This window comes from Streptomyces sp. NPDC001315 (assembly GCF_042896175.1).
Classification (GTDB): domain Bacteria; phylum Actinomycetota; class Actinomycetes; order Streptomycetales; family Streptomycetaceae; genus Streptomyces.
In genome coordinates, this window is the sequence record NZ_JBIAWZ010000002.1 from 695128 (window position 1) to 708672 (window position 13545).

The 13545-nt window shown below is 70.9% G+C and carries 15 protein-coding genes; 10 read left to right on the forward strand and 5 right to left on the reverse strand.

From position 1 onward, the window contains the following. Positions 1–150: 150 nt before the first annotated feature. Positions 151–849 carry a PH domain-containing protein gene (locus ACFY16_RS10345; RefSeq protein WP_390646668.1) on the reverse strand — a complete coding sequence of 233 codons (699 nt, stop codon included), beginning with the start codon at positions 847–849 and terminating at the stop codon, positions 151–153. A 113-nt stretch (positions 850–962) separates the two neighbouring features. Between ACFY16_RS10345 and deoC the strand changes: the two genes are divergently transcribed. The 3 genes from deoC to ACFY16_RS10360 are packed head-to-tail and all read left to right on the forward strand — an operon-like array spanning position 963 to position 4271. After that, complete coding sequence (gene deoC / locus ACFY16_RS10350; RefSeq protein WP_390646710.1) at positions 963–1952, forward strand: deoxyribose-phosphate aldolase; 990 nt, start codon at positions 963–965, stop codon at positions 1950–1952. A gap of 5 nt (positions 1953–1957) precedes the next feature. Continuing rightward, positions 1958–3394, forward strand: coding sequence for an aldehyde dehydrogenase family protein (locus ACFY16_RS10355; RefSeq protein ID WP_390646669.1), 1437 nt, complete (start codon positions 1958–1960; stop codon positions 3392–3394). Beyond that, complete coding sequence (locus ACFY16_RS10360; RefSeq protein ID WP_390646670.1) at positions 3387–4271, forward strand: aldehyde dehydrogenase family protein; 885 nt, start codon at positions 3387–3389, stop codon at positions 4269–4271. The genes ACFY16_RS10355 and ACFY16_RS10360 overlap by 8 nt, the downstream gene beginning before the upstream one ends. Before the next feature lie 86 nt (positions 4272–4357). Here ACFY16_RS10360 and ACFY16_RS10365 read toward each other — a convergent pair whose 3' ends face one another. After that, complete coding sequence (locus tag ACFY16_RS10365; RefSeq protein WP_390646671.1) at positions 4358–4756, reverse strand: hypothetical protein; 399 nt, start codon at positions 4754–4756, stop codon at positions 4358–4360. Positions 4757–4816: 60 nt separating this feature from the next. On the opposite strand from ACFY16_RS10365, the gene ACFY16_RS10370 reads away from it, so the two are divergent. Then, positions 4817–5530 carry a uridine kinase gene (locus ACFY16_RS10370; protein ID WP_390646672.1) on the forward strand — a complete coding sequence of 238 codons (714 nt, stop codon included), beginning with the start codon at positions 4817–4819 and terminating at the stop codon, positions 5528–5530. A gap of 187 nt (positions 5531–5717) precedes the next feature. On the opposite strand, the gene ACFY16_RS10375 is transcribed toward ACFY16_RS10370, so the two are convergent. Continuing rightward, complete coding sequence (locus tag ACFY16_RS10375; RefSeq protein ID WP_390646673.1) at positions 5718–6458, reverse strand: SigE family RNA polymerase sigma factor; 741 nt, start codon at positions 6456–6458, stop codon at positions 5718–5720. A gap of 272 nt (positions 6459–6730) precedes the next feature. On the opposite strand from ACFY16_RS10375, the gene afsQ1 reads away from it, so the two are divergent. The 5 genes from afsQ1 to ACFY16_RS10400 all read left to right on the forward strand — a co-directional run bounded on the left by afsQ1 (position 6731) and on the right by ACFY16_RS10400 (position 10585). Beyond that, positions 6731–7408 (forward strand): two-component system response regulator AfsQ1, encoded by a 678-nt coding sequence (gene afsQ1, locus ACFY16_RS10380; protein ID WP_338017866.1) that lies wholly within the window; start codon positions 6731–6733, stop codon positions 7406–7408. Continuing rightward, a complete protein-coding gene (locus tag ACFY16_RS10385) occupies positions 7408–9018 on the forward strand; it encodes an ATP-binding protein (RefSeq protein ID WP_390646674.1) in 1611 nt (536 codons plus the stop codon). The genes afsQ1 and ACFY16_RS10385 overlap by 1 nt, the downstream gene beginning before the upstream one ends. An 11-nt stretch (positions 9019–9029) precedes the next feature. Next, complete coding sequence (locus tag ACFY16_RS10390; RefSeq protein ID WP_390646675.1) at positions 9030–9653, forward strand: hypothetical protein; 624 nt, start codon at positions 9030–9032, stop codon at positions 9651–9653. 82 nt (positions 9654–9735) lie between these two features. Further along, entirely contained in the window at positions 9736–10287 is a 552-nt protein-coding gene (locus ACFY16_RS10395; protein WP_390646676.1) for a VanZ family protein, read from the forward strand. A gap of 94 nt (positions 10288–10381) precedes the next feature. Beyond that, the gene (locus ACFY16_RS10400; protein WP_390646677.1) at positions 10382–10585 is read left to right on the forward strand and encodes a PspC domain-containing protein; all 204 of its coding nucleotides are present in this window, start codon (positions 10382–10384) and stop codon (positions 10583–10585) included. A gap of 90 nt (positions 10586–10675) precedes the next feature. On the opposite strand, the gene ACFY16_RS10405 is transcribed toward ACFY16_RS10400, so the two are convergent. After that, a complete protein-coding gene (locus tag ACFY16_RS10405) occupies positions 10676–11026 on the reverse strand; it encodes an ATP-binding protein (RefSeq protein WP_390646678.1) in 351 nt (116 codons plus the stop codon). A gap of 141 nt (positions 11027–11167) precedes the next feature. Beyond that, complete coding sequence (locus tag ACFY16_RS10410; RefSeq protein ID WP_390646679.1) at positions 11168–12331, reverse strand: adenosine deaminase; 1164 nt, start codon at positions 12329–12331, stop codon at positions 11168–11170. 113 nt (positions 12332–12444) lie between these two features. On the opposite strand from ACFY16_RS10410, the gene ACFY16_RS10415 reads away from it, so the two are divergent. Further along, positions 12445–13206, forward strand: a complete 762-nt coding sequence (locus ACFY16_RS10415) for an alpha/beta hydrolase (RefSeq protein ID WP_390646680.1) — start codon at positions 12445–12447, stop codon at positions 13204–13206. The last annotated feature ends 339 nt before the right edge of the window (positions 13207–13545 follow it).

Below are 13545 nucleotides of genomic sequence, written 5' to 3' on the forward strand. Positions count from 1 at the left end.
AGCGGCCCTCGGTTCCGTCTCCGGGTGGGGGGACCGGCCGTCGCGGCCGAGGCGGGAGCAGATCATGGCCCAGGAACCTGTGCGTTCACCGACCCGAGCGGCGCCGCCCCAGGCGGACTCACTCGCGGATCACTCGCGAATGCCTCGCGCTCACTTGACCGCGAGCAGAACCGCCAGCAGCACCGCTCCGGCCACCATCGGCCCGATGACCTCGTACGCCCAGCGCACGGTCACCTCGCCCTGCGAGGCCGTGGCCTTCTCCCGCGCCTTCAGCAGCTCGCGCAGCTCGTCCATGATCTTGTCGGTCTCGGCGCGCACCGGCCCCACGTCAGCCGCCGGCCCACTGGCCCCGGTGACGTCCATGCCGCCCAGACCGCCCGCCACGCCACCGCCGAACAGCCCGCCCCGGCGTCCGCCCGACTCCGCCCGCGTCTGCTGCCGCACCGCCCGCTTCCGCGCCCGCAGCGACACGGGCACCGCCCACAGCTGGTACTTGGCCCCGGACTTGGTGACCACCTCGTTGGAGTAGCCGGAGCGCAGCGCGGCGACCTCGCCCCAGGGCACCACGACGACCCGGAAGGGGTTGCGGACGCGCAGCCGGTCGTCGTTCGCGAAGACGGCGGGCCGCAGCGTGAAGGCGACCACCAGCGGCACGCAGAGGATCATCGCGGCGAGCGCCAGCCACGGAGTGCTGCCGTGGCCGCCGAAGAGCGCGTCGATGCCGAGCCAGCAGCCGAGGGCGAGCAGCAGGACCCCGCCGGCCAGGCCCGAGGCCGACCGGTAGACACGGTCCCTGGACCCGGGTGCCGGGGGCCGCTGCGCTGGTGACTGGTGCTCGGGGGTCGTCATGGTCCCGATTCTGCCCGACGCCCACGACGACGCTCGTCCGCGGTGCCTCTGCACGGGACGAGCCTCCGGGGGTGTACAGCTGCTACGCGCGTAGATATGCTCGTCTGGTGACCATGCCCATCACTGCTCCCTCCCCCACTGCCGAAAGCGTGGGCGGTACCCCCACACACGCTCTCGCTGACGCCACCGCGTCCGACAGCACGCTGCGCCACTTCCTCCACGGGCTGCCCGGCGTCGACGCGGTCGGCCTGGAGGCGCGCGCCGCCTCGCTCGGCACCCGATCCATCAAGACCACCGCGAAGGCGTACGCCATCGACCTCGCCATCTCGATGGTCGACCTGACGACGCTGGAAGGCGCGGACACCCCGGGCAAGGTCCGGGCGCTCGGCGCCAAGGCGGTCCACCCCGACCCGACCGACCGTACGACCCCCTCGACCGCGGCCGTCTGCGTCTACCCCGACATGGTGGCCGCCGCCAAGGAGGCCGTCGCCGGCTCGGGTGTGAAGGTCGCCTCGGTCGCCACCGCCTTCCCCGCGGGCCGCGCCGCCCTCGACGTGAAGCTGGCCGACGTGCGCGACGCGGTCGCCGCGGGCGCCGACGAGATCGACATGGTCATCGACCGCGGGGCGTTCCTCGCGGGCAAGTACCTCAAGGTGTACGACGAGATCACCGCCGTGAAGGAGGCCTGCGGGACGAACGCCCGTCTCAAGGTCATCTTCGAGACCGGCGAGCTGTCGACGTACGACAACATCCGCCGCGCCAGCTGGCTCGGCATGCTGGCCGGGGCCGACTTCATCAAGACCTCGACCGGCAAGGTCGCCGTGAACGCGACCCCCGCGAACACCCTGCTGATGCTGGAGGCCGTGCGCGACTTCCGCGCCCAGACCGGCGTCCAGGTCGGCGTGAAGCCGGCCGGCGGGATCCGCACCAGCAAGGACGCGATCAAGTTCCTCGTCCTGGTCAACGAGACCGTCGGCGAGGACTGGCTGGACAACCACTGGTTCCGCTTCGGCGCCTCCTCACTTCTGAACGACCTGCTGATGCAGCGCCAGAAGCTGGCCACCGGCCGCTACTCCGGCCCCGACTACGTGACGGTGGACTGATCACCATGGCATCCGCATTCGCATACGCACCGGCGCCCGAGTCCCGCGCGGTCGTCGACATCGCGCCCTCGTACGGCCTGTTCATCGACGGCGAGTTCACCGAGGCGGCCGACGGCAAGGTCTTCAAGACGGTCAGCCCCAGCACGGAGGAAGTCCTCTCCGAGGTCGCCCAGGCCGGCGCCGAGGACGTCGACCGCGCCGTACGGGCCGCCCGCAGGGCCTTCGAGAAGTGGTCGGCGCTGCCCGGCACCGAGCGCGCCAAGTACCTGTTCCGCATCGCGCGGATCATCCAGGAGCGCAGCCGTGAACTGGCCGTCCTGGAGACGCTGGACAACGGCAAGCCCATCAAGGAGACGAGGGACGTCGACCTGCCCCTCGTGGCCGCGCACTTCTTCTACTACGCGGGCTGGGCCGACAAGCTGGACCACGCCGGCTTCGGCGCCGCTCCGCGCCCGCTGGGCGTCGCCGGCCAGGTCATTCCCTGGAACTTCCCCCTCCTCATGCTGGCGTGGAAGATCGCGCCCGCCCTCGCCACCGGCAACACGGTGGTGCTCAAGCCCGCCGAGACGACCCCGCTGTCAGCACTCTTCTTCGCGGACATCTGCCGCCAGGCCGGCCTGCCCAAGGGCGTCGTCAACATCCTTCCGGGCTACGGCGACACGGGCGCCGCGCTCGTCGCCCACCCGGACGTCGACAAGGTCGCCTTCACCGGCTCCACGGCCGTCGGCAAGGAGATCGCCCGCACGGTCGCCGGCTCCCGCAAGAAGCTCACCCTCGAACTGGGCGGCAAGGGCGCCAACATCGTCTTCGACGACGCCCCGATCGACCAGGCCGTCGAGGGCATCGTCACCGGCATCTTCTTCAACCAGGGCCAGGTCTGCTGCGCGGGCTCCCGTCTCCTGGTCCAGGAGTCGATCCACGACGAGCTGCTGGACTCGCTCAAGCGCCGCCTGTCGACCCTGCGCCTCGGCGACCCGCTGGACAAGAACACGGACATCGGCGCGATCAACTCCGCCGAGCAGCTCTCGCGCATCACCTCGCTCGTCGAGCAGGGCGAGGCGGAGGGCGCCGAGCGCTGGTCCCCCGCCTGCGCACTGCCCTCCTCCGGCTACTGGTTCGCCCCGACGCTCTTCACGAACGTCACCCAGGCGCACACCATCGCCCGCGACGAGATCTTCGGCCCGGTGCTGTCGGTCCTCACCTTCCGTACGCCCGACGAGGCCGTCGCCAAGGCCAACAACACGCAGTACGGCCTCTCCGCCGGCATCTGGACGGAGAAGGGCTCCCGGATCCTGGCCGTCGCGAACAAGCTGCGTGCCGGTGTCGTCTGGTCCAACACGTTCAACAAGTTCGACCCGGCCTCGCCCTTCGGCGGCTACAAGGAGTCGGGCTTCGGCCGCGAGGGCGGCCGCCACGGCCTGGAGGCGTACCTCGATGTCTGATCGGCTCAGTGTCTTCAAGACCTACAAGCTGTACGTGGGCGGGAAGTTCCCGCGTTCCGAGAGCGGTCGGGTGTACGAGGTGACGGACTCGAAGGGCAAGTGGCTGGCCAACGCACCCCAGTCCTCCCGCAAGGACGCCCGTGACGCGGTGGTCGCGGCCCGCAAGGCGTTCGGCGCCTGGTCGGGCGCGACCGCGTACAACCGCGGCCAGATCCTCTACCGCGTCGCGGAAATGCTGGAGGGCCGCAAGGGACAGTTCGTCCACGAGGTCGCCGACGCCGAGGGCCTGTCGAAGTCGAAGGCCGCCGACCAGGTGGAGGCGACGATCGACCGCTGGGTCTGGTACGCGGGCTGGACCGACAAGATCGCCCAGGTGATCGGCGGCGGGAACCCGGTCGCGGGCCCGTACTTCAACCTCTCCTCCCCGGAGCCGACCGGCGTGGTCGCCGTCCTGGCCCCGCAGGAGTCGTCCTTCCTGGGCCTGGTGTCCGTCGTCGCCCCGGTCATCGCGACCGGCAACACGGCGGTCGTCATCGCGTCCGAGAAGTCCCCGCTCCCGGCGCTGTCGCTGGGCGAGGTACTGGCCACCTCCGACCTCCCCGGCGGTGTCGTCAACGTCCTCTCGGGCCGTACGGCGGAGATCGCGCCGCCCCTCGCGGCACACCAGGACGTCAACGCGATCGACCTCGCGGGCGCCGACGACGTACTGGCGAAGGAGTTGGAGATCGCGGCGGCGGACAACCTGAAGCGGGTACTCCGTCCACAGCCTGTGGATTACTCGGCGGCCCCCGGCACCGACCGCATGACGGCCTTCCTGGAGACCAAGACGGTCTGGCACCCGACGGGTTCGCTGGGCGCGTCCGGGTCCGCCTACTGACCTGCCCGCCACCAGAGACCGGAGAGCCGCGCCTCCCCTCCGTCCGGGGCAGCGCGGCTCTCTGTCTGCGGTGTACCTGGCGCGGGTCAGCCGCCGAGACGCCCCATCGCCTGACCCACCACCGGAACGCTGCCGACCGACTTCGCCTGCGCCACGGGCCGGGTCAGCCCCTGCGAGGTCACCGGCCGGAAGTCGGCGACCTGGGTGCCGACGCCGTTGTCGAGAGGGTCGGCACCGGTGCCCGCCAGGGGGTTGGGCTTGAGCTCCTGAACCGGGCCGGTGACGTACCGCACCGACCCGCGGACACCCTGCAGGCCCGCCTGTGGGTCGAGCCGGCCGGCCGGAGCGGGCTTCGTCACGTCGGCCACCGGGTCGGCGGCCGCGGCGGCCGTCCCCGCGCCCGCGCCGAGGGCCACCCCCGCGCTCGCGAGGGCGACCAGGACGCGCCGGCCGGTCGGGGTGTGGGGGAAGTCGTGCAGGGCCATCGCTGATGCCACCTTCTTGCTGCGCAAGGTAATGAGAACGACACGAAGGGTAGTTGAGGTGTGACGCGTGCTTCAAAGCCGACCCGCGGGGTCGGCAGCAGGGCGCCCCATGCCTCAAACTGGTGTTCCGTGAGCCCTCATCTCCCGTCACCCGCCCGCGTCGTGCTGCTCTGCGGCCCCTCGGGCTCGGGCAAGTCCCTTGTCGCCGCCCGCTCCGGGCTGCCCGTGCTGCGCCTCGACGACTTCTACAAGGAGGGCGACGACCCGACACTGCCCCTGGTGGCGGGGGGTTCCGACATCGACTGGGACCACCCCGGGTCATGGGACGCGGACGTCGCGATCGAGGCCATCGCCCAGCTGTGCGCCACCGGCTCGACGAACGTGCCGGTGTACGACATCTCGCTGAGCGCCCGCACCGGCGAGGAGACGCTGCACATCGGCCGGACCCGGCTGTTCATCGCGGAGGGCATCTTCGCGGCGGAGATCGTGGAGCGCTGCCGGGAACTGGGTGTCCTGGCGGACGCCCTGTGCCTGACCCGCGGGCCGCTCACCACGTTCCGCCGCCGCTTCCTGCGCGACCTCAAGGAAGGCCGCAAGTCGGTGCCGTTCCTGCTGCGTCGCGGCTGGCGCCTGATGCGCGCGGAGCGCTCGATCGTCGCCCGCCAGACCGCTCTGGGGGCGTACGCCTGCGACCGGGACGAGGCCCTGGGCAGGATGGCCGCCGCGGCCGTGGGCCGGAACGCGCAGGCGAAACCGGCGACCTCGGCACCGTAGGGCAGAACAAAAGCGGGACTGGACGGCCCCCCGGCCCTCCAGTCCCGCTTCCCTTTTCGCTCCCCGCGTCCCCCGTTGCCCGCGCGGCAGAGCTCCCCCGGTTTCCCCGCTGATCCCCCCGGATCCCCCCGGTACCGCTCCCCGCACCCCCCGGTACGGGCCCCCCGGTACTTCTCCCCCATGACCCTCAGGCGACAAGCTCCCCGAAGGCGTCTTCCTCGTCACGGCCGAAGCTGAGGACCTCGTCCTCGCGCAGTCGGCGGAGCGACCGCCAGATGCTGGACTTCACCGTGCCGACACTGATGTCGAGGATCTCCGCGATCTCCGGATCGGTCCGGCCCTCGTAGTAGCGCAGGACCAGCATCGTCCGCTGGAGTTCCGGCAGCCGGGCCAGCGCCTGCCACAGGACCGCGCGCAGCTCGGTGCCGCGCATCGCGTCCGTGTCGCCGGCCGTCTCCGGCAGTTCCTCGGTCGGGTACTCGTTCAGCTTGCGGCGGCGCCACGCGCTGATGTGCAGGTTGGTCATGGTGCGGCGGAGGTATCCGCCGACCGCGGCCTTGTCACTGATCCGGTCCCACGCCCGGTACGTCGAGAACAGCGCGCTCTGCAGCAGGTCCTCGGCCTCGAAGCGGTCGCCGGTGAGGTGGTACGCGGTTGCGTACAGGGAGGCTCGGCGCTCCTGGACGTAGGCGGTGAACTCCGCCTCCGACAGCGAACGACGCTCCCCCGTGTCCTCCCTGTACGCCGCTCCCCCGTGAGCCGCGTCCCCCGTGTGCGCGTCGACCACCGTCATGAACCCGGTGTGCTGACGCCCGGCGCCGCGAGCGCACCCCCGCCCGCTCACGGCGCCGGACTTCTCGGAACCCCGGGTGACGTCGTGCAGACGCGTGATCACTGCGCTGGTACTGGTGCTGTGCAGCGTGTTCATCTCGCGCCCCCCGTCGTGGACTTCCGGTGTTCGGCTTGTCGCGTCTTGCTTCCTTGCCTGTGCCGAAAAGCTTGCCCGGGCCACTTCATGGCCGTGTCCGCCGACTGTCACAGACCTGTCACAGGGGTCCCTCGTGTGCACGACACAGCGCCGTCACAGAGAAGCGCGGTACGGCCACGCAGGCGCACGCGCACCCTTGATCATTCGCGCGAGATGTGCGGGAGTGCTCCAGGTGTCGAAACCCCACCCCGCCATGGGCCAGAATGAGCCCCGTGCCTTCCCTGTTGCTGATCGAGGACGACGACGCCATCCGTACGGCCCTGGAGCTCTCACTGACGCGCCAGGGACACCGCGTGGCGACCGCTGCCAGCGGTGAGGACGGTCTGAAGCTGTTGCGCGAGCAGCGGCCGGACCTGATCGTGCTGGACGTGATGCTGCCCGGCATCGACGGGTTCGAGGTGTGCCGGCGCATCCGGCGCACGGACCAGTTGCCGATCATTCTGCTGACCGCGCGCAGTGATGACATCGACGTGGTGGTCGGGCTGGAGTCCGGTGCCGACGACTACGTCGTCAAGCCGGTCCAGGGGCGGGTGCTCGACGCCCGGATCCGGGCCGTGCTGCGACGCGGGGAGCGCGAGGCGAACGACGCGGCGACCTACGGGTCCCTCGTCATCGACCGCGCGGCTATGACCGTGACGAAGAACGGCGAGGACCTCCAGCTGACCCCGACCGAGCTGCGGCTGCTGCTCGAGCTGAGCCGGCGGCCGGGGCAGGCGCTGTCGCGGCAGCAGCTGCTGCGGCTCGTGTGGGAGCACGACTACCTCGGTGACTCGCGGCTCGTGGACGCCTGTGTGCAGCGGCTGCGCGCCAAGGTCGAGGACGTGCCGTCGTCCCCGACGCTGATCCGCACCGTGCGTGGTGTCGGATACCGCCTGGACGCGCCTCAGTAATGACAGGTACGCAAGGGGGGGTCCGCGGCTGGGTCGCGGCCCGCAAGGGGGCCTGGTCGCGGCTGCGCTTCACCAGTCTGCGGCTGCGGCTGGTCGTGGTCTTCGGGCTGGTGGCGCTGACCGCCGCCGTGTTCGCGTCCGGGATCGCCTACTGGCTCAACCGCGAGGCGGTGCTGACCCGCACCCAGGACGCGGTGCTGCGTGACTTCCAGCAGGAGATGCAGAACCGTGCGGGCGCGCTGCCGGAGTACCCGACGCAGGACGAACTGCAGCACATCGCCGGCCAGATGGCCAACAGCAGCCAGCGCTTCAGCGTGCTGCTCGTCGGCGAGGACGCCGACGGCAAGGCCGTCTACGGCAACTCCGGCGGCCTGAGCGGCTTCTCGCTCCAGGAGGTGCCCGCCTCGCTGCGCGCCGCCGTGAACAAGGAGCAGGACGTCACGGCCGGCAACAAGTCGCCGTACCACCTGTACTGGCAGCGGGTCGTCGACGACGGCACGCCGTATCTGGTCGCCGGGACGAAGGTGATCGGCGGTGGTCCGACCGGCTACATGCTGAAGTCGCTGGAGCCGGAGGCGAAGGACCTCAATTCGCTGGCCTGGTCGCTGGGCATCGCGACCGGTCTCGCGCTGATCGGCGCCGCGCTGCTCGCGCAGGCCGCCGCCACGACCGTGCTGAAGCCCGTGCACCGGCTCGGCGTCGCCGCGCGCCGGCTCGGCGAGGGCAAGCTGGACACGCGGCTGCGGGTGTCGGGGACGGATGAACTCGCCGATCTCTCACGGACGTTCAACCGGGCCGCCGAGGCCCTGGAGAAACGGGTCGCCGACATGGCCGCGCGGGACGACGCGTCGCGGCGGTTCGTGGCGGACATGAGCCATGAGCTGCGTACACCGCTGACCGCCATCACCGCCGTGACGGAGGTGCTGGAGGAGGAGCTGGAGGCGGAGACCGGGAGCATGGATCCGATGATCGAGCCGGCGGTGCGGCTCGTCGTCAGCGAGACGCGGCGGCTCAACGATCTCGTCGAGAACCTGATGGAGGTCACCCGCTTCGACGCGGGCACCGCCAAGCTCGTCGTCGACTACGTCGACATCGCCGACCAGATCACCGCCTGCATCGACGCCCGTGCCTGGCTGGACGCGGTGGAGCTGGACGCCGAGCGCGGCATCCACGCCCGGATCGACCCGCGCCGCCTGGACGTGATCCTGGCCAACCTCATCGGCAACGCGCTCAAGCACGGCGGTTCGCCGGTGCGGGTGTCGGTGCGGGTGGCCGACGGGAACGAGGGCGCGGACGGGGACGCGGACGGCGGCGAGCTCGTGATCAGCGTGCGCGACCACGGACCCGGGATCCCCGAGGATGTTCTGCCGCACGTCTTCGACCGGTTCTACAAGGCCAGCGCGTCCCGGCCGCGCTCCGAGGGCAGCGGGCTCGGGCTGTCCATCGCCCTGGAGAACGCGCACATCCACGGCGGTGAGATCACCGCCGCCAACTCCCCCGAGGGCGGCGCGGTGTTCACACTGCGGCTGCCGCGGGACACGTCCGAGCCGGTGCCGGAGGCCGAGAAGGCCGAGGAGGACGGCTCGGACTCGAAGGGGGACGCCTCATGACCATGCGCCGCATGACCGCGCGCCACGCGACCGCGCGCCGGCTGCTCGCGCTGTCCGGGCTCGCCGTGCTGCTCGCCGGGTGCGGGATCCGGTCCACCGAGGTGCCCACCGACTTCGGTCCCGCGCCCTCGCGGGTGCGCTGCACGCTGTCCGAGCAGGACACGTCGACGCAGGCCTCGCCCGGCGTCCCGGTGCAGGTGTTCCTGCTGTGCGGCTCGTCGCTGGTGGCCGTCGACCGGTCCGTGCGCGTTCCGGACGGTACGGCCGACTCGCGGCGCCGGGTGCTGGTGGCGCAGGGGCTGCTCGACCAGCTCGCCGAGACGCCGTCGTCCGCCGAGAAGGCGGCCGGGTACACCACGGACGTGCGCGGCGGCATGTCGGTGAGCGGTCCCGCGGCGAAGGACCCGGACGACACGCTGCGGCTGAGTACCGCGCCCCGCGACCTCACCTCGTACGCCCTGGCGCAGCTCGTCTGTACCTTCTCCGACTCGGCGGCGGCGGAGGGCGACGGCTCGGTGATCCTCGGCGGGCCGGTCACCGGCGGCGAGCCGCTGCGCCGCTACGAGTGCACGGACGAGGTCCGTGCCCGGCCGGGGAGCAAGGAGCCGCCGTCGTCGGAGGTCACGGACGGCTGAGCCACGGGTGTGGCGGATGCCTCATCCGGGTACGGGGTGGTATCCCGGAACCGTTCGTGCCGAGGGGCGCGTCTAGGGGGGCGTGCAGCGTGAAGGCTCGGTCGGCGGCAGCGCCGCGTTCCGCATCCGTGTGGCAGGGGGTGTCCTCCTCGTCGCACACCTCGCGTTCGTCGCCTGGTTCACGCTGCGGCCCCTGGACGTTCCCTGGGTGATGCCCGCCAACCTGCGGCCGTTCGCCGGCCTCCGCGCCGACCTGGCACTGGGCTGGCCCGAGGCGGCCCGGCGTGTCGGTGAGGGGCTCGCGCTGCTCGCGCCTCTGGGCGTGCTGCTGCCGCTGACCCACGGCCGCCTCGCCGTCTCCCCGCCGGCGTCCCTGCTGCGTACGGTCACCGCAGGGGCTTTGCTGTCGCTGGGCATCGAGCTGTTGCAGACCGGCGTGCCGGGGCAGGTCGTGGACATCGACTCACTGTTCCTGAACACGGTGGGGGTGGCCCTCGCGCATGTCGCGGTCGTGCCCGCGGCGCGCTCCTGGCTCCGCCGCAGGACGGAGCGCCGGCGCCGGGCGGCCGTCCGCAGGCAGGAGGCGGCTCAGGGGCGGACCCCGACGATTCCCAGGGTCGGGATCGCACCATAGAGCGACGCTTGGTCCGCTTCGTCTCCGTAGCGTTGAAGACAGCTGAGGCAGCCACTCGGGGAGGCCTCGGACCGACGCTCACGAAGGAGCCGACATGACCGCCCTTGCCCGCCCCACCCATGGCCGCATGCTCGGCGGAGTGTGCGCAGCGCTGGCTCGGCGCTTCGGCACCTCCGCGACGACGATGCGCGTGATCTTCCTGGTCTCCTGTCTGCTGCCGGGCCCGCAGTTCCTGCTCTACCTCGCGCTGTGGTTCCTACTGCCGTCGGAGGAGAAGGCCCGGAAGATGGCCTGGTAGGCAGCGGCCTCCGGTAAGGGGCCTGCATGCGAACGCCGTTGGGGCGCACCCGGTGATTCCGGGTGCGCCCCAACGGCGTGTGCGCCTTGCTCAGCCCAGCGGGATCCCGTTCATCGACATGCCCTGCGTGGGGTTCTTCTTCAGCGGCAGACCACCGAGCAGCGCGGCGGCCGGGTCGGTCGGGCCGCCGGCAAGCGTCTTCGTGGCGGCCGGGGCGGCGGCCAGGCCCGCGTCGAGCGCCGGCTTCGCCTGGGTCAGCGCCTCACCGGCACCCGGCAGCGCCTTGGTGGTGCTCTCCGCCGGCAGCGTCTTGGTAACGGTGTCCAGGGCCTGGGAGGCATCCGGAACGGCCGGAGCGGCGTTCGCGGCGCCCGCGCCGACAGCGGCGAAGGCGGCACCGAGGGCGGCGACGCCGAGGGTCTTGGCAGCAGACTGCTTCATCGTGAATGCGTCCTCGAAATGGGATGACGGGGATATGAGCGGTCCTCGACCGTAAACACGCCGGGCCACCCGCCGCAAACATGGAAATGCGGACGGATTGTGAACGCCCCTCCGCATTCCACGCTCCGCGACAGCACCCGATCATCCCTCCGTGGCCACAGAGCCGCTGGTGGAAGCGGTCTGCTGGAACAGCCATTCGGACTTCAACTCGGCATATCCGGGCTTGACGACGTCATTGATCATCGCCAGTCGTTCATCGAAAGGAATGAACGCTGATTTCATCGCATTGACGGAGAACCACTGCATGTCGTCGAGCGTGTAACCGAACGCCTCGACAAGGTGCTCGAATTCCCGGCTCATGCTGGTGTGGGACATCAGCCGGTTGTCCGTGTTCACCGTCGCGCGGAAGTGCAGCCTTCGCAGCAGCCCGATCGGGTGCTCGGCGTACGAGGCCGCCGCCCCGGTCTGGAGGTTGGAGCTGGGGCACATTTCGAGCGGGATGCGCTTGTCCCGTACATAGGAGGCGAGCCGCCCGAGCCGGACGCTGCCGTCGTCCTTGATCTCGATGTCGTCGATGATGCGCACGCCGTGGCCCAGCCGGTCGGCGCCGCACCACTGGAGGGCCTGCCAGATGGACGGCAGCCCGAAGGCCTCGCCGGCGTGGATGGTGAAATGGTTGTTCTCGCGCTTGAGGTACTCGAACGCGTCGAGGTGCCGGGTGGGCGGGTAACCGGCCTCGGCACCCGCGATGTCGAAGCCGACGACACCCAGGTCGCGGTAGCGGTTGGCGAGTTCGGCGATCTCCAGGGCGCGGGCCGCGTGCCGCATGGCGGTGAGCAGGGCGCCGACGCGGATGCGGTGACCGTTGTCCCGGGCGATCCGCTCCCCCTCCCGGAAGCCCTCGTTGACGGCCTCGACGACCTCTTCGAGGCTCAGCCCGCCTTCGAGGTGCTGCTCGGGGGCGTAGCGCACCTCCGCGTAGACGACGCCGTCCTCGGCGAGGTCCTCGGCGCACTCCGCGGCCACCCTGACGAGCGCCTCGCGGGTCTGCATCACGCCTACGGTGTGGGAGAACGTCTCCAAGTACCGCTCCAGCGAACCGGAGTCGGCGGCCTCCCGGAACCAGATGCCGAGCTTGTCGGGGTCGGTCTCGGGGAGTTGGGAGTAGCCCGTGGCCTGGGCGAGGTCGACGATGGTCCCCGGGCGGAGGCCGCCGTCGAGATGGTCGTGCAGCACAACCTTGGGCGCCCGGCGGATCTGGTCCGAGCTCGGGGTGGTGCCGGTCCGGTCAGTCTGGCTCGTCATTTCCGCACTCTAACTCCTACGCGCGTAGATCGCCGGATGTACACATCCGCCGATACGTAATGGTGACCGCACGGACGGGTGGCGTACACGCGCACTTCTGACACTGTTCTGTCATGGCACAGCAAGCGACACCGGTTCGCACGGCCCGGCTGGGGCGGGCGCTCGGTCCGGAGCCGACGTCGGTGAGCGGGGTGGTGTTGCTGCTCCCCGGCGGCGAGGAGACCTCCTCCCGCAAACCCTCACCCATGCTCGCGGCCGCCTCCGTACGGGCGTTGGGGCGCCGCCTCGCGCGCGCGGGCCGGGACGAGGGCCTGGCCACGCATGTCGTCCACTACCGCTGGCGCGGCTGGAACGGCAGCGAGGCGCATCTGGCGCGCGACGCGTCCTGGGCCGCCGACGAGGCCGTACGACGCTACGGGGACGTCTCCGTCTGCCTCGCCGGAGTCGACATGGGCGGCCGGGCCGCACTCCGTGCGGGCGGCCACGATGCCGTCAACTCCGTGCTGGCGATCGCGCCTTGGCTGCCGGAGGAGGACGCGGCCGCGACACCCGAACCGGTGAAGCAGCTCGCCGGGCGCCGGGTGCTGATCGTGCACGGCACCAACGACGAACGTACCGATCCCGAGCTGTCCTTCCGGCTGGCCGCGCGGGCGAAGAAGGCGAACCGGGATGTGTGCCGTTTCGAAGTACACACGGACGGCCACGCGTTGCACCAGTACCGGGACGAAGTGCACGCGCTGGCCGAGGACTTCGTGATGGGGACGTTGTTCGGGCGGGCGTTCGCGCGGCCGGTGGAGGACGCGCTCGCGGCTCCGCCTCCGTTGGGTTTGCGGATGCCGTTGGCCGCGGGGTTCGGCAAGTCACTCAGGAGTTGACGCCCTCTCCTGCCCGAGGGCAGGAGATTCCGGTCCGTACCGCTACGCGGTACCACCTCGGGTTCCTGTTTCACAGGCCACTGCCGACCGGTGAGGATCGGTCTTACACGGCCTCCGCAGGCCTGACTTCCCGCCCGTCCGGCGGTAGATCCGACAACTAGGTTGCCGGACAAGGCGATCCTGCCATGGTGCTGCGCCCCTCCGGGCCGCTACCGGCAGGATGCCCTACACCTCCACCCTGAAGGACTCCGTTGGGAAATCCATAAACCGGGCTCGTCGGCTTCCTGAGCTTGACATGATCGTTGTGTTCGTCGGAGCGAGGGGTGGGACTGGGTGTCG